This is a genomic window from Simplicispira suum (genome assembly GCF_003008595.1).
GTDB classification, from domain to species: Bacteria; Pseudomonadota; Gammaproteobacteria; order Burkholderiales; family Burkholderiaceae_C; genus Simplicispira; species Simplicispira suum.
The window spans coordinates 3,238,906-3,255,498 of record NZ_CP027669.1 but is presented as its reverse complement, the minus strand read 5'-3'; the positions used below and the strand labels follow the sequence as shown (position 1 = coordinate 3,255,498).

Sequence of the window (16,593 nt, the reverse complement as noted above, 5' to 3'; positions counted from 1 at the left end):
CCGATGGCGTTTCACCGGGCTTGCACGGACTCTCCGGTACATTCAGCGCTCGCGCGCCATTCCTGCCTTTTGCGCCGCCTTATTTTCCTGCCAGGACATGCTTTCATGACGGACCCAAAACTTCAAGACCGTACTTTTTTGCTGATCCTCATTGCGGTCTCCATCGCCTTCCTGGCGATCCTGTGGCCGTACTACGAAGCAGTGTTCTGGGGCGTGGCACTGGCCATTTTGTTTGCCCCCCTGCACCGCAGGCTGCTGGCGCGGATGCCGCGTCGCCGCAATCTGGCAGCGCTGTGCACCTTGCTTTTGTGTCTGGTGCTGGTCATCCTGCCGGTGAGCCTGCTGAGCGTTGCGCTGGTGCAGGAAGCGACTCTTCTGTACGAGCGCATCAAATCAGGCCAACTCAATTTTGGCGCTTACTTTCAGCAGGTGATTGATGCCATGCCTGCCTGGGCCATGGATTGGCTCGATCGCATGCAGCTGACCAGTGTTTCTGCCGTGCAGGAAAAGCTTTCCGCCGTTTCCGTGCAGGCCAGCCAGCTCATCGCCACGCGGGCGCTCAACATCGGCCAGAACACGCTGCAGTTTGTGGTGAGCCTGGGCGTCATGCTGTACCTGCTGTTCTTTCTGCTGCGCGATGGCCGAACACTCGCTGCCCGCATCCGCAACGCCGTGCCGCTGAAAGAAAGCCAAAAATCCAATTTGAGTAGCAAGTTCACTACCGTGATTCGCGCCACGCTCAAGGGCAACCTCATGGTGGCCGCCTGCCAGGGCCTGCTGGGCGGGCTGATTTTCTGGGTGCTCGGTGTGCAGGGCCCCATTCTGTGGGGCGTGCTGATGGCGTTTCTCTCGTTGCTGCCCGCCATTGGCGCGGGGCTCATCTGGGCGCCCGTGGCCATCTATTTCTTTGCTACCGGCGCCCTTTGGCAGGCGGCCGTGTTGACCGCTTTCGGCGTCGCGGTCATTGGCATGGTGGACAACGTCCTGCGCCCGATTCTGGTGGGGCGCGACACCAAGATGCCCGACTACGTGATCCTGATTTCCACCCTGGGCGGCATGACGCTGCTGGGCCTCAATGGCTTTGTCATCGGACCGGTGGTAGCTGCGCTGTTCATGGCCTGCTGGGACCTGTTTGCACCGGGAGACAGCCTGTAGGTGCGCGGCTACGTCCACCCTTGGCATTGACTCACGCTGGCGATGCAGAGGCGCTCCTACAGTGGAGCCATCTGAAATCAAGGAGATCGACATGCCTATCATTGCCTGGCTTCTGGGAGTTCCGTTGAGTGTTGTGCTGCTGCTGATGCTGTTTGGCGTGTTTTGACGCATCACAATCCACTCCAACCCATCAAGGGGCCGGTGTATTCACCGGCTCTTTTTTTTGGGTACGTGCAGCACGGCAATGCCGGGTGGCGCGCCGACACAGTGCCGCCAAAGCGCGTAGCATCGCCATCGCACCAGGAGCATCAATGCTTCCAAATAGATAGCTGCTTACGCAATACCGATAAGCGCTAGAAGCCATTTTTAATTGATTTTTGATGACTCCCCCATCGCACACTCCGGCGTTCCGCCCGGAAAATCCCCGCGCCCTGTTTCTCGCCTTTACCACCCTGGCTCTGCAGGGCTTTGGCGGCGTGCTGGCCGTGGTGCAGCGCGAACTGGTAGAGCGCCGGCGCTGGATGACGAACGAGGAATTCATTGAGGATTGGGCCGTCGCCCAGGTCATGCCGGGGCCCAATGTGGTCAACCTTGCCGTGATGATGGGCGACCGCTACTTCGGTGTGCGCGGCGCGCTGGCGGCGCTGGCGGGCATGCTGGCGGCGCCTACGGTCTTGCTGCTGATCGCAGCCACGGTGTATGCGCATTTTGCCGACCACCCTGCCATGGCGGGAGCCTTGCGCGGCATGGGCGCCGTGGCCGCTGGCCTGATAGGCGGCATGGCCATCAAGCTGGGCACGGCCCTGCTCCAGCACCCGCTGGGCTGGCCCACGGCCGGTGCGCTGGCCTTGCTCACCACCCTGGCCATTGCTGGATTGCGTATTCCGCTGCCGTGGGTCCTGCTGGTTCTGGGCGGCGCAGCCTGCGCGCTCAGCTGGCACCGGTTGGGGCGGCCATGACGGCCATGGCGCTGGACTGGTCAAGCTGGCTGCACCTGCTGGGCTACTACCTCGCGCTGTCGCTGATGGCGGTGGGCGGCGCCATCAGCACAGCGCCCGACATGCACCGCATCCTGGTGGCGGAGCATGGCTGGATCAGCGACCCCCAGTTTGGCGCCAGCATTGCACTCGCGCAGGCGGCTCCCGGCCCCAATGTGTTGTTCATCGCACTGCTCGGCTGGAATGTGGGGCTGAACGCGGCAGCGCAGGCCGGCAGCAGCGCCGCAGCCACCTGGGCCTGGGCGCTGATGGGCGCTGCCGTGTGCATGCTGGGCATCATGCTGCCCAGCACGACACTCACCCTGCTGGCCACGCGCTGGGCCCACCGCAACCGCCAGCGCCGCAGCGTCCGCGCCTTTCGCCAGGGCATGGCGCCCATCGTGGTCGGACTGGTGTGCGCCACTGCCTGGGTGCTGGGACGCGCGCACGGCGTGGCAGCCACCGACTGGCCACTGTGGCTGCTGAGCGTTGTCTGCGGCCTGTTGGTCTGGCGCACCCGGCTGCACCTGCTGTGGCTGCTGGCTGCGGGTGCCTTGCTCGGGGCCGTGGGCTGGGTATAGCCGGCAGACTTCTGCTACTTGCTTCGAGTTGGCACTTCCTCCAACTCAAAACGGCCAGACACCACGGCGAGCGTTCTGCCCTTCACGACCTTGGCCTGCACCCCGGCCTTGAGATCGGAGACCTTGACGCGGGCGGGGAGCACAAAGGTCTTTTCGTTCTTGCGCCCAAGCGTGTCGATCGTCACCTCGGCGGGCGCAAATTTTTTCTTGTAGCTTTCGCAAGACGTTTTGCTGTCTGGATAGCGCTCCGGACTGCCAACCCTGAGTTTCCTGTCCTTGTCCGAAAACCTCAAACTGATATCTGTTCGCAACCCCGTCTGCGTAGGCAACTTGGCCCGTCAAAACGGCACACCCTGTGGCCGGGAATGCGCAAGCTGACGACCGACTGCCCGAGTCCTCTGGGACGGGCTGTGAATGAGCAGGTCCCAGGACCTGGTTGAGGCCGAGGCGCCACTGAGTGGCCGCTGCCGCACTCATTTTGCGAAGCCCTGTGCGTTCGCTTGGACTCAGTGCCTTGCTTCGATCGCCTCTGGTCCAGGCCGACATGGCAAGTCAAGCCACCGTGGAAAGCGGCCGAATCTCAGGGTTTTGCCGTCTCCGGAGTGAACTCCGGTCCGATCTTGAAGACACCGCTGACGCGGGCGCAGAGTACGCCATCCGCACGCACCAGGCCCTGTGCAAACACCAATGAACGCGTGGCGCGCAGCAACTCAGCTTCGCCCTCCACCCAGCAGCCCAGCGGCGCTGGGGCCAGGTAGTCGATTTGCAGACTGATGGTGGGCAGGAAGCGCGGGCCCACTGCGCTGTCCTTGCGGTACACCGAGAGCGGCAGCAGCATGTCGCAGAAACTGGCCATCATGCCGCCGTGCAAGTTGTCCATGGGGTTGACGTGCCTGCGCTCGACCCGAAAGCCGAACTTGACCACCTGGCCCTGGTGCAGCAGATACAGCGGCCCATTGCTCTGCATGAACGGGCCACCCGCCTCGATGGGACTGAACCCCGCTGGAATCGGGACTTCGGCATTCACCGCGTTTCCCTCTCGACGTCTTTCTGAAAATCGGCCGTCTTTTGGGCGTTGGCGTCCAGCATCGACTCGCCATAGAGCTGGCGAAAATCTTCGATGATCTGTGCAAGCGGCAGGTCGTCGAAGCTGCCGCGCTGGTGGACGTATTCCATGTGGCGGTTGCCGGCCCGGTCGAAGGGGTGGTAGATCGAATCCGCACGCCCGTCAAACTCCAGCGGCAACAGACCGAAGCGTTCGCACAGTTCGATGTTGAAAGCCGGCGTTGCCTTGACCCACCGGCCATCGAGCCAGATGTCGGCAAAGCCGTGCCAGATGAACAAATCGGTCGCCATGGTCTGGCGCATGCGCTCGGTGCTCAGGTGGTTGCGCACATCGGCAAAACCCAGGCGCGCCGGAATGCCGGCGGCGCGGCAGGCTGCGGTCAGCAGTACCGCCTTGGGTACGCACCAGCCGTAACCGTTTTCCAGCACGGTGCTTGCGCGCATGCCCTGCTCGGACAGATCGATGCGGTAGGGGTCGTAGCGGAACCCGTCGCGCACCGCCAGATAGAGAGACACAGCGCGCTCGCGTGCATCTCCGCCTTGCGCGTGCTGCTGCGAAAACGCAAGAACCGAGGGATGCGCGCTGTCGACCGTTGGCGTGGACGTGCTGGCGGCGGGGGTGGGCTGAGGGGTCATCGTCAAAGTGTCGGCCAAGTGGGTCTGCACGGTCTGTCTCTCAGGTGCCAATGCTGGGGCTTGCTCTGTTCAGGCCGGCGCAAAGCGGCTGCGCAGATAGGCAATGATTTTTTCGGAATCGTAGATCCAGCGGCTGGAGCCGGACGCGTCGGTAATCTTCAGACAAGGCACCTTGGTCTGGCCGCCGCTCTGGCCAAGCTCGGTGCGGGCCGGGCCGGGGTGCTGCGCGTCCACCTTGGCAATGTCGAGCGACAGGCGCCGCATCTCCTGGCGCACCTTGATACAGAACGGGCAGGTCTTGAACTGATAGAGCGCCAGCCCCCGGCAAGCGGCGTCGACCTCCGCCTGCTCGGCACGGGTGCGCACGACGCCTTTCGGCCGCGTGAGAGCTTCCTTGAGCAGCATGACGGGGCCCAGCACGGTGCGCAGGGATCTAAAAAACAGACGGACAAGTGATTTCATGCGGTGGGTTCGGTGACAGGCCGCTGCCCTGCATGGGCAGCCGGCATGGGAATGCAGACAACGCTTCGAAGCGCAGGCGATGGGGTCAGGTGCGTTGGCGCAGCGCCTCGTACAGGCAAACGCCGCTGGCCACGGACACGTTCAGGCTCTCCACCGCGCCGTGCATCGGAATGCTCACCAGCTCGTCGCAGGTCTTGCGCGTGAGCTGGCGCATGCCCGCGCCCTCGGCACCGAGCACCAGCGCCACCGGGCCTTTGAGGTCGGCCTGGTAGAGCGTGCGCGGTGCGTCGTCGCTGGTGCCGATGATCCAGATGTTGCGTTCTTTCAGCTCGCCCAGGGTGCGCGCCAGATTGGTCACCATGAAGTACGGCATGGTTTCGGCGGCGCCGCTGGCCACCTTGGCCACGGTGGCGTTGATGCCGGCGGCGTGGTCCTTGGGGGCAATGACGGCGTGCGCGCCGGCGCCATCGGCGACGCGCAGGCAGGCGCCCAGGTTGTGCGGGTCGGTCACGCCATCGAGCACCAGCAGCAAGGGGTTGACTGTTCCCTTTTCCTCCAGCTCTTCGAGCAGTTCGTCCAGCGATGTGACTTGCGCCAGCGGCTGCACGCGCGCGGCCACACCCTGGTGGCCGTGGCTGCCAGCGAGCTTGGCAATGCGCAGGCTGTCGGCCTCGATCAGACGGGCCCCTGCCTCGCGTGCCCGGTCGAGAAACTGGCGCATGCGCGCGTCTCGGCGCGTGGCTTCGTAATAGATTTCAACGATGGATTGCGGCGCGGTTTTGAGACGCACACCAACGGCGTGAAAGCCGAAGAGAACTTTGGGGCTTGACATGGGAAGATTATCCGGGCAGCGTGTTTACTATAGTTTTCATAGCTACGGACGCTTATCTAGTGAGCGCTAGAGGCCAAGAAAGCTCTAATTTTTGGCAACTGCACCGGCTTCGATGGTGATGCTGGTCTCGCAGCGCTCGGCAATGCCACGGTCGTGGGTGACCAGCACCAGTGTCGTCCCCTGCTCGCGGTTGAGGCGGAACATCAGCTCCATGATGGTCTCGCCGGTGGCGAAATCCAGACTGCCGGTGGGCTCGTCGGCCAGCAGCACCGAAGGCTGCACGACGAAGGCGCGCGCCAGCGCCACGCGCTGCTGCTCGCCGCCCGAGAGCACCTTGGGGTAGTGGGACAGGCGCTGCGCCAGTCCCACGTGCGCCAACATGTCCTGCGCCGCGCGGCGGGCGTCGCGCCGGTTGGCGAGCTCCAGCGGCAGCATGACGTTCTCGAGCGCCGTCAGGTTGGCCATGAGCTGGAAGCTTTGGAACACGAAGCCAATCTTGCGGGCGCGCAGCGCGGCGCGCTCGTCCTCACCCAAGGCAAACAGATCCTGTCCGGCCAGGCGCACCGTGCCGCTGGTGGGCGTATCAAGGCCGGCAATGATGGAGAGCAGCGTGCTCTTGCCCGAGCCCGAGGCCCCGACGATGGCGACGGTGGCACGCGGTGCCACCGTGAAATCAATGTCGCGCAGGATGTGCAGCGTGCCGGTGGAGTCGGTCACCGACTTGCACAACTGCTCCACGGCAATAATGGGTGTGGAGAGCGCGGAGGGTTCAGACATGAAAGGCACCGGGTTTTGAATTGCAGCATGCATCGACGTGACTTTATCTCGGGAGCGCTGGCGAGCGCGGCGGCGGGGCTTTGGCTGCCGGCCGGCGCCGCCGACAGCGTTCAGGCACGCACTGTCCTGGTGGTGGGCGATTCGCTTAGCGCCGAATACGGCATTGCACGCGGAAGCGGCTGGGTGGCATTGCTCGAGCAGCGCCTGGCAAAGGAAAAGAAACCATGGAAGGTGGTCAACGCCAGCATCAGTGGCGACACCACGGCGGGTGGACGCTCGCGCATTGGCAGCCTGCTTGCACAGCACCAGCCTGCCGTAGTCGTAATAGAACTGGGTGGCAACGACGCGCTGCGGGGTCTGCCTCTGCAAAGTACGGCCGACAATCTTCGCAACATGGTGCAGGCGGCCAAGAAGTCTGGAGCGCGGGTGCTGCTCCTGGGTATGCAGATACCGCCCAACTACGGCCAAGCCTACGCCCGCAAGTTTGCCGAGGTGTTTGTCGAGATTTCGCGCGAGCAGCGAACCGCCCTGCTGCCTTTCCTGTTGAAAGGCATTGCCGACGACGCAGACGCGACACGCATGTTCCAAGCCGATCGCATTCACCCGCGGGCGGAGGCCCATCCGCGCATATTGAACAACGTATGGCCTGCGCTGGAGCCGCTCCTGCGTTAGCTGGCAGGAGTGGCCGGGTTGCCTGATTCGCCGGATGCCGACGCGTCTCCTGGTTCGGGCGCCACGTACACACTGCCGTGGCGTGCAGGAGCCTGCTTGGCACGCAATTTCTCTTCTTTTTTCTTCTTTTTCGCGAGTTCGCGCTGCCGTTTTTCGTATCCGTAATTAGGGGTTGCCAAGGTGTTTGCCTTCCATAGTTGATGCCCACTGTAACAGGCGGGCACCTCAGGGCAGAGCTATGCAAGGCCGCGCGGCTCCACAGAGCATTCAGTCGGCGGGGGCCGCTGGCTCAATGGCGGCCCGATACGCATGCCAGCTGGCATGACCCAACCAAGGTCCCACCACCAGCAAGCCCGCACCCCACACCATCAGCGACGCAATCACCAGCACGGTGATCAAAAAACCCCACCACAGCATGACGGCAGGGTTCTCGGTGACCACCCGGATGCTGCTGATGGCCGCAGTTAGGGCATCGGTATCGCGATCGAGAATCATGGGAATGGACACCACACTGGTGGAAAACACCAGGGCGGCGAACACACCCCCCACCAGCGTGTAGACCGCCAAAAAAGACCAGTTCTGTGGATTGATCACCGCCTGCAGCACGCCTGTGGTGGACGGCATTCCCGTATTGAAGAACACGGCAAACACCACCAGAGACGCACGCCCCCACAGCAGTTCGAGCACGATCAGCACCAGCACCAGCATGCCCATGCTCCCCAGATGCCGGTCCCAACAGGTCAGCGAGTGCGCCAGCCCCGGCGCCAGACCAGCCTCGCGCCGCCGGCTGGTTTCGTACAAACCCATGGCTAAAAACGGTCCCAGCAGCAAACAACCGCTGGCCAGCGACATGACGTATTCAGGCCGGGTACGAAACACCCAGCCCAGGAGCAGCGCCATCATCCAGAAGGCAAGGCCATAGAAGGCACCGATGAGCGGAGTCGCTGCCAGATCGACCGCACCCGCTCGCAGCCAGCGCAAGGGGTCCAGGAAATGGAGGGGCCTGAGCCGGATGGGAGCCGGTGCGCCGTTGGGGGAAGCGGCTGCGGGTGCCGGCGAGACAGGTGGAGACATAGAGGCGGCCGGGTTGCTGCCGCTCTCGAGCGCAAGCAAAAACCCTTTCATGAATACGGGAACTGCACCCTATCGCAAAAAACGCCTCCACCGCACTGAGGAAAACACTGCCTTCACTGCGCGTCGATCCTGGTGAAACCAGTTACGCAAACACCTTCAGTGCCTGAGCAATGTCACGGCGCAAATCGTCGACGTCTTCCAGGCCAACCGAAAAACGCACCACCGTGCCAGGGGCCAAGTGCGCTGGAACCTGCTGGCGCATGGTGGCAATGTCGTAGGGCACCACTAGGCTCATGGGCCCGCCCCAGCTGTAGCCCAGTTTAAACAGCGCCAGCGCATCGCAAAATGCATCGACGCGTTCCTGCGGGTGCACCGGGTCGATGACTACGCTGAACAAGCCTGCAGCAGCGCCTTCCCCGGCATTCGCCTGGCCGCACAGCGCCTGCCAATGCGCATGGCCGGGCGAGGCCTCCAGGGCTGGGTGCAGCACCTGCACGATGCCTGGTTGCGAAGTCAGCCAGCGCGCCAGAGTGCGCGCCGACACATCGTGCGCGCGATAACGCAAACCGATACTGGGCAGGGCGCGCAGGATCCCCTCGGCATCGTTCGCTCCCACTCCCAGCCCCAGGTGCATGTGCGCCAGCTTGAGCTTGAGATGCAGGCCTGCATTGCGGGTGACGATGCTGCCCATGAGCACATCGCCGCCGCCGCTGGGGTATTTCGTCAGCGCGTGCGCGCTGACGTCCACGGCCAAACTGCCGCTCCCGTCGCCCAGCAGATCAAACGGCGCGAACGCAAGGCCAGCGCCCCAGGTGTTGTCGAGTGCGCAAAGCACACCACGCTCCTGACACAGGCGGACCTGGCCCAAAAGGTCGGGAAATTCCAGCGTCACCGAACCCGGCGCTTCCAGCCACACCAGCCGGGTTGCCGGGCCGATGCGCTGGGCCAGATCTGCCAGATCCAGCGGGTCGTAAACCGCATGGCGCACGCCAAACTGTGCCAGCAGCGACTCCGTAAGCGCCTTGTTGGGTCCGTAGGCGTTGTCGGGCAGCAGCACCTCGTCTCCGGCGCGCAGCAAGCCCAGCGACACCGTGCTGATGGCAGCGAGACCGCTGGGCACCAGAAGGCACTGCGATCCGCCCTCGAGTTCAGCCAGCCGTTCTTCCAGAATGAACGTTGTGGGCGTGCCGTGCAGACCGTAGGTGTATCCGCTCTTGTCTTTCCATTCGCGCGCGCGCATCGCTGCAACGTTTGGAAAAACCACCGTGGACGCCTTGTGCACCGCCGGTTGCGGCGCGGCAAAGCCTTCAGGGGGTTGGTAGGCGTGGTGGATCAGGCGTGTAGCCAGCGTGCGGTCGGTCGGGTTCATGCGCGCATCGTAGCGCGCACCCAGTCGCTGCTGCGGCTCGCGTGGCGGAACTCAGCTCTTGCCCACCACCAGCTCATTGTTGACGGAGGTGACGCCTTCGATGCTCTTGGCCAGGCTGGTGGCGCGGTCCTTGGCGGCTTCACTGGGGGCCGGGCCACTCAGGCGCACAGCACCTGCCTTCGTATCCACGTCAATCTTGATGGCGCTCAGGTCCGGGTCTTTCGCAAGCTCCGCAGAGATGCGCGCCGTGATCGAGGCATCGTCCGCCAAAGCCGCTGCCGAGTTGGCTGCGCTCTTGATTGATGCGCCAGCGTCTTGCGCTGCGCTCTCCACCTTGGCCGCGCCTTGGTCGAGCTTGTTTTCGGTCGCCTGCAAAGCCTGCTCGGCCTTGATCTTGGCGTCCTCTGCGGCCTGGTCGGTCTTCTGAATGGCGGAGTCGAGCCGCTGGCCCGCAGTGGGAGGTTCTTGTGCCTTGTCGCAGGCGGCCAGACCCAGCGAGAGTGCTGTCACGGCAACGATGGTGGAAATGCGGGCAAATGACCCAGAGTAAGGCAACGTGTTGTTCATGATGGTTTCCTGATTGCAGAGAGATGCTGCGCACTCTAGGCGCCCTGGAACTGGGTGGCGGTCAGACGGCGCCGCAAAGCTTGTAGGACGGGTGCGCCAGGCTCCAGGGGACATCGCCGGGCCATCCGCGCCACAATCACCGCATGCCCACGCCCAGCCTCGTCCGGTGGTTTCCTTTTCTGGCCTGGCCAAGGCCTACACGCGCCTTGCTGCTGGGAGAGCTGTCGGCAGGCCTGACGGTGGGCCTGATGCTCGTTCCCCAGGGCGTCGCGTACGCCGCGCTGGCCGGCATGCCACTGGTCACCGGCATCTATGCCTCGCTGCTGCCGGCGCTGGTGGCGGTGCTCTGGAGTTCGTCCACCCGCCTCGGGGTCGGACCCACAGCGCTCACCAGTTTGCTGATCGGGGCCTCGCTCACCGGCCTGGCGCAGCCGGGCAGCGCCCAGTGGGTGGCGCTTGCGGCCTGGATGGCAATTCTTTCGGGCGGACTGCAGATGGTGATGGGTGTGGCACGCTTTGGCTGGATCATGCAGGTGGTGACCTCGCCCGTGCTCAGCGGTTTTACGCAGGCGGCAGCCCTGCTGATCCTGTTCTCGCAATTGCCGGCCTTGCTGGGCCTGCATGAAAGCCTTTTCCACTGGCTGCAATCGCCCGCCATGGCTGCGGTGGACGGTGCCGCAGCGGCGTTTGGTCTGGGGACGCTCGTCTTGCTGATGGTGGCCAAGAAGCGTTGGCCCAAGTTTCCGGCCGTGGTGGTGATCATGGGCGCGGCGGCGGCGCTCAGCGCTGCCATCGGCTATGCCGCCGGTGGCGGTGCAGTGGTGGGAGCGCTGCCAGGCGGCCTGCCGCACTTCTATTGGCCGGGGGCGCTGGACTGGGGCATGTTGGGCGAACTCACCATGCCGGTACTGATCGTGACGCTGGTGAGCTTTCTGGAGACCGCTTCCAGCGCCAAGGTCGACCACCAGAAGGGGGGTACTCGCTGGGACGAGAACCAGGATCTGATCGCCCACGGCATGGCAAAGATCAGCTCGGGATTTTGCGGCGCCTTCGCCACCAGCGCTTCGTTTTCTCGCTCGGCCATCAACCTTTATGCCGGTGCGCGCAGCGGCTGGGCCACCTTGTTTGCCACAGGCCTGGTTTTGCTGGCACTGCTGTGGCTCACGCCTGCGCTGTTTCACGTGCCGCAATCGGTGCTGGCCGCCGTCGTGGTGGCCGCCATCATCAACCTGATTCATCCCGTTCTGGCGCGGCAACTATGGCGCTTGTCGCGGGTGGAGGCGGTAATCGGCGTGGCCACTTTTGCGATCACGCTGGCCACCGCGCCTCGGCTGTATTGGGGCGTGCTCGTCGGCGTGCTGATGAATCTGACCCATTTCCTCTACCAGCGCCTGCACCCGCGCATCATCGAGGTAGGGCTGCACCCCGATGGCAGCCTGCGTGACCGCCATCTGTGGCATTTGCCTGCGCTCGGCCCGCAGGTGCTGGCCCTGCGCATGGACGCCGAACTCGACTTTGCTTCGGCCCGTGCCATCGAGCAACGCCTGGCAGCAAGCTTGCACCAGCGCCCGCAGATCAGCGATGTGTGCCTGTTTGCCCAGCCGATCAACCGCATCGACGTCACCGGCGTGGAAACGTTCTCGCGCATCGCTTCGCTGGTGTGGGAAACAGGTTCCCGCCTGCACATCAGCGGTCTCAAGCTGCCGGTGGAGCAAGCCCTGGAGCGGGCCGGCATCCTGCCGAGCCCAAATGTGCTGAGCTACCGCACCGAACAGCAGGCGCTGCAAGCCCTGCAGACAACGCCCTCCGACACAGGAGAAAACAGCTCTTGAATGCATTGCACCAAGGTACACTTGGTCAAGCCCCAACCAGCCTTCTGTGCCTGATACCGCGCTCCATCCCCTCGTCGACTTGCGCGCACTGCGCCTGACAACCGCTCTGTCCCTGATCGAACAAGGCACGGGCCAAGCGCCTGCGTTGCCCCATGCGGTCGGGGGGTCCGAGCGCTATTTGCAGTCCGTCATCGATTCATTGTGCGAACTCTCGCTGCGCGATCCGCTCACAGGCCTGGCCAACCGGCGCCACTTTCATGCGGCACTGGAACGCGAGGTAGATCGGGTTGCACGCTCCGGCGAGGCGGCTTTGTTGTTGATGCTGGACATCGACCATTTCAAGGGCGTCAACGACACCCACGGTCACGTGGCTGGCGACAAGGTGCTGCAAGTGGTGGCGCGCACTCTGGCCGGGTGCGTGCGTCCCATGGACACACTGGCGCGCTATGGCGGCGAGGAATTCGCCATCGTGCTCCCGGCCTGTCAGGCAGAATTCGGTCGCGCCGTGGCTGAACGCATCCGCCGCGTCGTTGCCGCCACACCGATCATGGTGGGGCCAACGACCGAACTGCGCGTGACGCTCAGCATTGGCGGCGCATTTGCCTTGCAATGGATACGCTCGACCACCAGTCTCTGGACCAATCGGGCCGATCACCAGCTTTACCGTGCCAAATCCGAAGGCCGCAACCGGGTCTGTATCGAGGAGCAACCCAACAGCACGGTCAGCGCCGAAGAAAAAGGTTTGCTGTTCGGCCCGCTCTACACCCCCTCGGGCTGGGGCGAATTGCCCCCGTTCGACTCCAACGACAGCGCCAACTGAAAGCAATTGATGAGCGATGCGCAGTCACCCTCCTCCATGCCGTCCGCTAGCGGGCCGGTGCAGCAGCCAGGCAAACCGGCAGGCGCGCGCATCATCGCGATTACCAGCGGCAAGGGCGGTGTGGGCAAGACCTTTGTCTCAGCCAATCTGGCCGCCGCGCTCGCCAGGCGGGGTCAGCGCGTGCTGGTGCTCGACGCCGATCTCGGCCTGGCCAATCTCGACGTGGTGCTCAACCTCCATCCCAAGATCACGCTGCACGACGTCTTCACCGGCAAAGCCACGCTGGACGAGGCGGTGATCGCTGCACCCGGTGGTTTTTCGGTGGTCCTCGCGGGCTCCGGAATGGTCGAGTATTCGCGCCTCACGCCCGAGGTGCGCAACCAGTTCCTGAGCGTGATCGAAACGCTCACCCCGCGCTACGACGTCATCTTGCTAGACACCGGCGCCGGCATCTCCGACGTCGTGCTGTTTTCCGTCTCGCTGGCCTCTGAGGTCATGATCGTCGCCACACCCGAGCCGACATCGCTCACCGATGCCTATGCGGCCATCAAGGTGCTGGCGGTGCAGCAAAAGCGCCAGCATGTGCGCCTGATCGTCAACCAGGCAGCCCGCCCCGGTGATGGTCGTGCCATTACCAGCCAGCTGCAGCAGGTGCTGGACCGTTTCGTCAGCACCGAGTCGGGCAAGCCCGTGCGGCTTTTGCACATGGGAGACATCCCCGTGGATCCGACAGTGCGAGAAGCCGTCATGCGCCGCCAATTGCTTCTGCTGCAAACCCCCGGCTGCCCCGCTGCGTTGGCGGTCTCGCAGTTGGCGGGAAAAGTTGAAGAAGCGCTGCTGCACCGCGCGCAATGAGCCGCTTTCGTACGCATTGCATTCAGCGCCCCTGCGCTGCATTCGAGTGACCTCACCCCACACCGCACCAAGGAACCGCATGCGCTCTCGCTCCACCTCCGCGTCCCGTCCCAAGCGCAGCTCCAGCGCACCGGCTCCCGCCGCCGCTATGCGCCATTTTGCGATCGTTGGCGCCGGCATGGCCGGCGTGGTCTGCGCTCGGACCCTGGTGCAAGCCGGCCACGAGGTCTCACTTTTCGAGAAGGCCGCGCGTGTCGGCGGACGCATGGCGAGCTTGCAAACGCCTTTTGGCAGTTTTGATGCCGGCGCGCAGTACTTCACCGTGCGCGATGCCCGCTTTGAAGAGGCGCTGGCCACCGTGCCCCAGGTGTGCCGACCCTGGGGTGCCAACGCGATCCGGGTGCTGGACGCCGCAGGCCGCGTGGCAGCGTTCAGCCTGCCGGTTTCCGAGCCTCACTGGGTGGCCTGCCCCGGCATGGAAGACCTGGTCACCGCCTGGGCACAGCCGCTGGCACAGGCCGGCCGTGTGCACACCACGCAGCGTGTGAGCAGCATCGAGCACGATCAGGTGCGCTCGCGCGGCTGGCAGGTGCGCACCAGTACAAGCGACGGTGGCTCCCAGGTGTTCGCCGGCTTTGACGCCGTGCTGCTGGCCCAGCCGGCCGAACACGCCGCCGCCTTGCTGCGTGCCAGTCGCCTGGACGCGGGTCTGGCCGCCGCAGTGGCCGATGTGCGCACCGCCCCCTGCTGGACCTTGATGCTCGCCTTCCCCCAGGCCGTGCGCCCGGGCCTGACGACGCTCGGGCCGCAATGGAGCGCTGCGCGCAGCACCCACCACCGCGTCGCCTGGCTGGCACGCGAATCGTCCAAGCCGCGCCGCAGCGAAGTCGAGCGCTGGACCGTACAAGCCAGCCCCGAGTGGTCGCGCGAGCACCTGCACGACGACGAACAGCGCGTCAAAGGCAAACTGCTCAAGGCCTTCGCCGAAATCACCGGCATCCACGCCGAACCCGCCTACGCCCACGCCGTGTGCTGGGAGCAGGCGCAAACGCTGGAACCGCTGGGCTGCAGCCATGTCTGGAACGCCGCCGAAGGGCTGGGCATGTGCGGCGACTGGTGCCTGGGCCACCGTGTGGAAGATGCATTTGTCTCGGGGCTTGAGCTGGCACTGGCCGTGGCGTGAAAGAGTCGCCAACAGGTTTTGCATGCTTTCGGTGAACAAGAAAACCCTCTTTTCCTATTGATCGTGGCCACGTACGTGGGCCGCTTTGCCCCATCTCCCACCGGAGCGCTGCACGCGGGCTCCCTGGTGGCGGCGCTGGCCAGCTGGCTTGACGCGCGCGCGGCCGGTGGCCGCTGGCTGGTACGCATCGAAGACGTGGACACGCCCCGCTGCAGCCCGCAAGCGGGCGAGACCTTGCTGCGCCAACTGGACGCGCTGGGCCTTCGGGCCGACGAGGCGCCGCAGTGGCAGTCGCAGCGCACCGGCGCCTATCAGCAAGCGCTCGATGCACTGGTGCGCTCGGGCCTGGCCTACCCTTGCGCCTGCTCGCGCGCCGACATCGCCGCAGCGCACGCAGCAGCAGGCCGTGTACCTACACGCCACCGCCCTCTGCCCTACCCCGGCACCTGCCGCGCCGGGCTGCAGGGCCGCGCGCCGCGAGCCTGGCGCTTTGCCTGTGAAAAATATTGGTCAAAATTGGCTCTATCGCACTACGGACAAGCGCAACATGCTAGCTTTTCAATAGCAAACAACTTGCTGATCTGGACCGACCGCCGGCTGGGCGTGCAAACGCAAAACGTAGCCACCGAGGTGGGCGATTTCGTTCTGCAGCGCGCCGATGGCCTCTGGGCGTACCAGCTTGCCGTGGTGGTGGACGATGCCTTTCAAGCCATCACCCATGTGGTGCGCGGTGAAGACCTGGCCGACAACACGCCGCGCCAGTTGCTGCTGCAGGCGGCGCTCGGCCTGTGCCATCCGCGCTACCTGCACACCCCGCTGGTGCGTGGCGCAGACGGAGAAAAACTCTCCAAACAGCACGGCGCGCCCACGCTGGACACGTCCGAGCCGCTCAAGGCATTGCTTCCCGCAGCAAAAATGCTGGGCCTTTCCCCTGTTCCAGCGCAAACCCAGGTCGCTGATGCACTTGCATACTGGGTCATGATCTGGCGTGCTCTTTACAATCCCGCCCCGTGACACCACACGACTCCAACACCGCAATCGCCGGCGCACCGCCCGGCGTTGCCTATCCCAAAACCATCAAGAGCTTTGTGCGCCGCGCTGGGCGCACCACGGCAGCACAGGCACGCGCCTTTGAACACCTGGGCCCCCAACTGCTGGTGCCCTACCGGGAAGCGCTGCTGGAGCCAGCCGCCGTGTTTGGCCGCAGCGCCCCGTTGATCCTGGAGATTGGCTTTGGTATGGGCGAGGCCACGGCCCACATTGCCAACGTGCGGCCGCAAGACAATTTCCTTTGCTGCGAGGTCCACGAGGCCGGCGTGGGGGCGCTGCTCAAGCGCATTGCCGAGCAGGGGCAGACCAATGTCCGCATCGTCCAGCACGACGCCGTCGAGGTGCTCGAGCACATGGTGGCACCGGGCAGTTTGGCCGGCGTGCACATTTTCTTTCCCGACCCCTGGCACAAGAAGAAACACCACAAACGGCGCTTGATCCAGCCCACTCTGGTGGCGCGACTGGCCTCGCGCCTGGCGGCGGGTGGCTATCTGCACTGCGCCACCGACTGGCAGCCCTATGCCGAGCAAATGCTGGAAGTGCTCTCTGCCGAGCCACTGCTGACGAACACTGTGCCAGACTATGCGCCGCAGCCAGCCTATCGGCCGCTGACCAAGTTCGAGAACCGCGGACTGAAATTGGGGCACGGCGTGTGGGACCTCGTGTTTCTGCGCCGCGCCTGACAC

General features: G+C 64.5%; 20 protein-coding genes. 10 read left to right on the top strand and 10 right to left on the bottom strand.

Translation table 11 applies throughout. The annotated features are described in order from the left end of the window. Window positions 1-105 precede the first annotated feature (105 nt). The 3 genes from C6571_RS15100 to C6571_RS15090 all read left to right on the top strand — a co-directional run bounded on the left by C6571_RS15100 (window position 106) and on the right by C6571_RS15090 (window position 2,713). Window positions 106-1,155 (top strand): AI-2E family transporter, encoded by a 1,050-nt coding sequence (locus C6571_RS15100; protein ID WP_106447414.1) that lies wholly within the window; start codon window positions 106-108, stop codon window positions 1,153-1,155. Window positions 1,156-1,535: 380 nt separating this feature from the next. After that, window positions 1,536-2,114, top strand: coding sequence for a chromate transporter (locus C6571_RS15095; RefSeq protein WP_106447413.1), 579 nt, complete (start codon window positions 1,536-1,538; stop codon window positions 2,112-2,114). Continuing rightward, window positions 2,111-2,713, top strand: a complete 603-nt coding sequence (locus C6571_RS15090; RefSeq protein ID WP_106447412.1) for a chromate transporter — start codon at window positions 2,111-2,113, stop codon at window positions 2,711-2,713. The genes C6571_RS15095 and C6571_RS15090 overlap by 4 nt, the downstream gene beginning before the upstream one ends. 14 nt (window positions 2,714-2,727) lie before the next feature. Here C6571_RS15090 and C6571_RS15085 read toward each other — a convergent pair whose 3' ends face one another. The 6 genes from C6571_RS15085 to C6571_RS15060 all read right to left on the bottom strand — a co-directional run bounded on the left by C6571_RS15085 (window position 2,728) and on the right by C6571_RS15060 (window position 6,485). Further along, on the bottom strand, window positions 2,728-3,042 hold the full coding sequence (locus C6571_RS15085; RefSeq protein WP_146139345.1) for a hypothetical protein: 315 nt from the start codon (window positions 3,040-3,042) through the stop codon (window positions 2,728-2,730). 251 nt (window positions 3,043-3,293) lie between these two features. Beyond that, a complete protein-coding gene (locus C6571_RS15080) occupies window positions 3,294-3,740 on the bottom strand; it encodes a PaaI family thioesterase (RefSeq protein ID WP_245901306.1) in 447 nt (148 codons plus the stop codon). Continuing rightward, entirely contained in the window at window positions 3,737-4,414 is a 678-nt protein-coding gene (locus tag C6571_RS15075) for a transglutaminase-like domain-containing protein (protein ID WP_106447410.1), read from the bottom strand. Before C6571_RS15075 ends, C6571_RS15080 begins: the two co-directional genes overlap by 4 nt. A gap of 69 nt (window positions 4,415-4,483) precedes the next feature. Then, the gene (locus C6571_RS15070) at window positions 4,484-4,876 is read right to left on the bottom strand and encodes a glutaredoxin family protein (RefSeq protein WP_106447409.1); all 393 of its coding nucleotides are present in this window, start codon (window positions 4,874-4,876) and stop codon (window positions 4,484-4,486) included. Between the two features lie 85 nt (window positions 4,877-4,961). Further along, on the bottom strand, window positions 4,962-5,708 hold the full coding sequence (rlmB, locus tag C6571_RS15065) for a 23S rRNA (guanosine(2251)-2'-O)-methyltransferase RlmB (RefSeq protein ID WP_106447408.1): 747 nt from the start codon (window positions 5,706-5,708) through the stop codon (window positions 4,962-4,964). An 84-nt stretch (window positions 5,709-5,792) separates the two neighbouring features. Then, window positions 5,793-6,485: an ABC transporter ATP-binding protein gene (locus C6571_RS15060; protein WP_106447407.1), complete on the bottom strand. Its 693-nt coding sequence runs from the start codon at window positions 6,483-6,485 to the stop codon at window positions 5,793-5,795. Window positions 6,486-6,512: 27 nt separating this feature from the next. On the opposite strand from C6571_RS15060, the gene C6571_RS15055 reads away from it, so the two are divergent. Continuing rightward, window positions 6,513-7,157 (top strand): arylesterase, encoded by a 645-nt coding sequence (locus tag C6571_RS15055; RefSeq protein ID WP_106447406.1) that lies wholly within the window; start codon window positions 6,513-6,515, stop codon window positions 7,155-7,157. Here C6571_RS15055 and C6571_RS15050 read toward each other — a convergent pair. The 4 genes from C6571_RS15050 to C6571_RS15035 all read right to left on the bottom strand — a co-directional run bounded on the left by C6571_RS15050 (window position 7,154) and on the right by C6571_RS15035 (window position 10,167). Beyond that, the gene (locus tag C6571_RS15050) at window positions 7,154-7,336 is read right to left on the bottom strand and encodes a hypothetical protein (RefSeq protein ID WP_106447405.1); all 183 of its coding nucleotides are present in this window, start codon (window positions 7,334-7,336) and stop codon (window positions 7,154-7,156) included. The genes C6571_RS15055 and C6571_RS15050 overlap by 4 nt on opposite strands. An 88-nt stretch (window positions 7,337-7,424) precedes the next feature. Further along, window positions 7,425-8,231: a DUF2189 domain-containing protein gene (locus tag C6571_RS15045; protein ID WP_245901305.1), complete on the bottom strand. Its 807-nt coding sequence runs from the start codon at window positions 8,229-8,231 to the stop codon at window positions 7,425-7,427. A gap of 142 nt (window positions 8,232-8,373) precedes the next feature. After that, entirely contained in the window at window positions 8,374-9,600 is a 1,227-nt protein-coding gene (locus C6571_RS15040; protein WP_106447403.1) for a PLP-dependent transferase, read from the bottom strand. A gap of 51 nt (window positions 9,601-9,651) precedes the next feature. Then, entirely contained in the window at window positions 9,652-10,167 is a 516-nt protein-coding gene (locus C6571_RS15035) for a BON domain-containing protein (protein ID WP_106447402.1), read from the bottom strand. 143 nt (window positions 10,168-10,310) lie between these two features. Here C6571_RS15035 and C6571_RS15030 point away from each other — a divergent pair, with 143 nt between their 5' ends. From C6571_RS15030 to trmB, 6 genes are all read left to right on the top strand, one after another. Continuing rightward, complete coding sequence (locus C6571_RS15030) at window positions 10,311-11,999, top strand: SulP family inorganic anion transporter (RefSeq protein ID WP_106447401.1); 1,689 nt, start codon at window positions 10,311-10,313, stop codon at window positions 11,997-11,999. Window positions 12,000-12,045: 46 nt separating this feature from the next. After that, window positions 12,046-12,819, top strand: a complete 774-nt coding sequence (locus C6571_RS15025; RefSeq protein WP_106447400.1) for a GGDEF domain-containing protein — start codon at window positions 12,046-12,048, stop codon at window positions 12,817-12,819. A gap of 9 nt (window positions 12,820-12,828) precedes the next feature. Further along, window positions 12,829-13,674 carry a MinD/ParA family protein gene (locus C6571_RS15020; RefSeq protein ID WP_106447399.1) on the top strand — a complete coding sequence of 282 codons (846 nt, stop codon included), beginning with the start codon at window positions 12,829-12,831 and terminating at the stop codon, window positions 13,672-13,674. Between the two features lie 79 nt (window positions 13,675-13,753). After that, window positions 13,754-14,857, top strand: coding sequence for an NAD(P)/FAD-dependent oxidoreductase (locus tag C6571_RS15015; protein ID WP_245901304.1), 1,104 nt, complete (start codon window positions 13,754-13,756; stop codon window positions 14,855-14,857). A 60-nt stretch (window positions 14,858-14,917) separates the two neighbouring features. Beyond that, a complete protein-coding gene (gene gluQRS / locus C6571_RS15010; RefSeq protein ID WP_106448272.1) occupies window positions 14,918-15,871 on the top strand; it encodes a tRNA glutamyl-Q(34) synthetase GluQRS in 954 nt (317 codons plus the stop codon). Continuing rightward, on the top strand, window positions 15,868-16,590 hold the full coding sequence (gene trmB, locus C6571_RS15005) for a tRNA (guanosine(46)-N7)-methyltransferase TrmB (protein WP_245901303.1): 723 nt from the start codon (window positions 15,868-15,870) through the stop codon (window positions 16,588-16,590). Before gluQRS ends, trmB begins: the two co-directional genes overlap by 4 nt. The last annotated feature ends 3 nt before the right edge of the window (window positions 16,591-16,593 follow it).

What these genes read in the sequence shown, in the direction of transcription:
- C6571_RS15075 (WP_106447410.1), bottom strand. Translation starts at nt 4,414, where the DNA reads ATGACCCCTCAGCCCACCCCCGCCGCCAGCACGTCCACGCCAACGGTC.
- C6571_RS15055 (WP_106447406.1), top strand. Translation starts at nt 6,513, where the DNA reads ATGCATCGACGTGACTTTATCTCGGGAGCGCTGGCGAGCGCGGCGGCG.
- C6571_RS15045 (WP_245901305.1), bottom strand. Translation starts at nt 8,231, where the DNA reads ATGTCTCCACCTGTCTCGCCGGCACCCGCAGCCGCTTCCCCCAACGGC.
- C6571_RS15100 (WP_106447414.1), top strand. Translation starts at nt 106, where the DNA reads ATGACGGACCCAAAACTTCAAGACCGTACTTTTTTGCTGATCCTCATT.
- C6571_RS15030 (WP_106447401.1), top strand. Translation starts at nt 10,311, where the DNA reads ATGCCCACGCCCAGCCTCGTCCGGTGGTTTCCTTTTCTGGCCTGGCCA.
- C6571_RS15020 (WP_106447399.1), top strand. Translation starts at nt 12,829, where the DNA reads ATGAGCGATGCGCAGTCACCCTCCTCCATGCCGTCCGCTAGCGGGCCG.
- C6571_RS15035 (WP_106447402.1), bottom strand. Translation starts at nt 10,167, where the DNA reads ATGAACAACACGTTGCCTTACTCTGGGTCATTTGCCCGCATTTCCACC.
- C6571_RS15090 (WP_106447412.1), top strand. Translation starts at nt 2,111, where the DNA reads ATGACGGCCATGGCGCTGGACTGGTCAAGCTGGCTGCACCTGCTGGGC.
- C6571_RS15070 (WP_106447409.1), bottom strand. Translation starts at nt 4,876, where the DNA reads ATGAAATCACTTGTCCGTCTGTTTTTTAGATCCCTGCGCACCGTGCTG.
- C6571_RS15015 (WP_245901304.1), top strand. Translation starts at nt 13,754, where the DNA reads ATGCGCTCTCGCTCCACCTCCGCGTCCCGTCCCAAGCGCAGCTCCAGC.
- C6571_RS15060 (WP_106447407.1), bottom strand. Translation starts at nt 6,485, where the DNA reads ATGTCTGAACCCTCCGCGCTCTCCACACCCATTATTGCCGTGGAGCAG.
- C6571_RS15040 (WP_106447403.1), bottom strand. Translation starts at nt 9,600, where the DNA reads ATGAACCCGACCGACCGCACGCTGGCTACACGCCTGATCCACCACGCC.
- C6571_RS15095 (WP_106447413.1), top strand. Translation starts at nt 1,536, where the DNA reads ATGACTCCCCCATCGCACACTCCGGCGTTCCGCCCGGAAAATCCCCGC.
- rlmB (WP_106447408.1), bottom strand. Translation starts at nt 5,708, where the DNA reads ATGTCAAGCCCCAAAGTTCTCTTCGGCTTTCACGCCGTTGGTGTGCGT.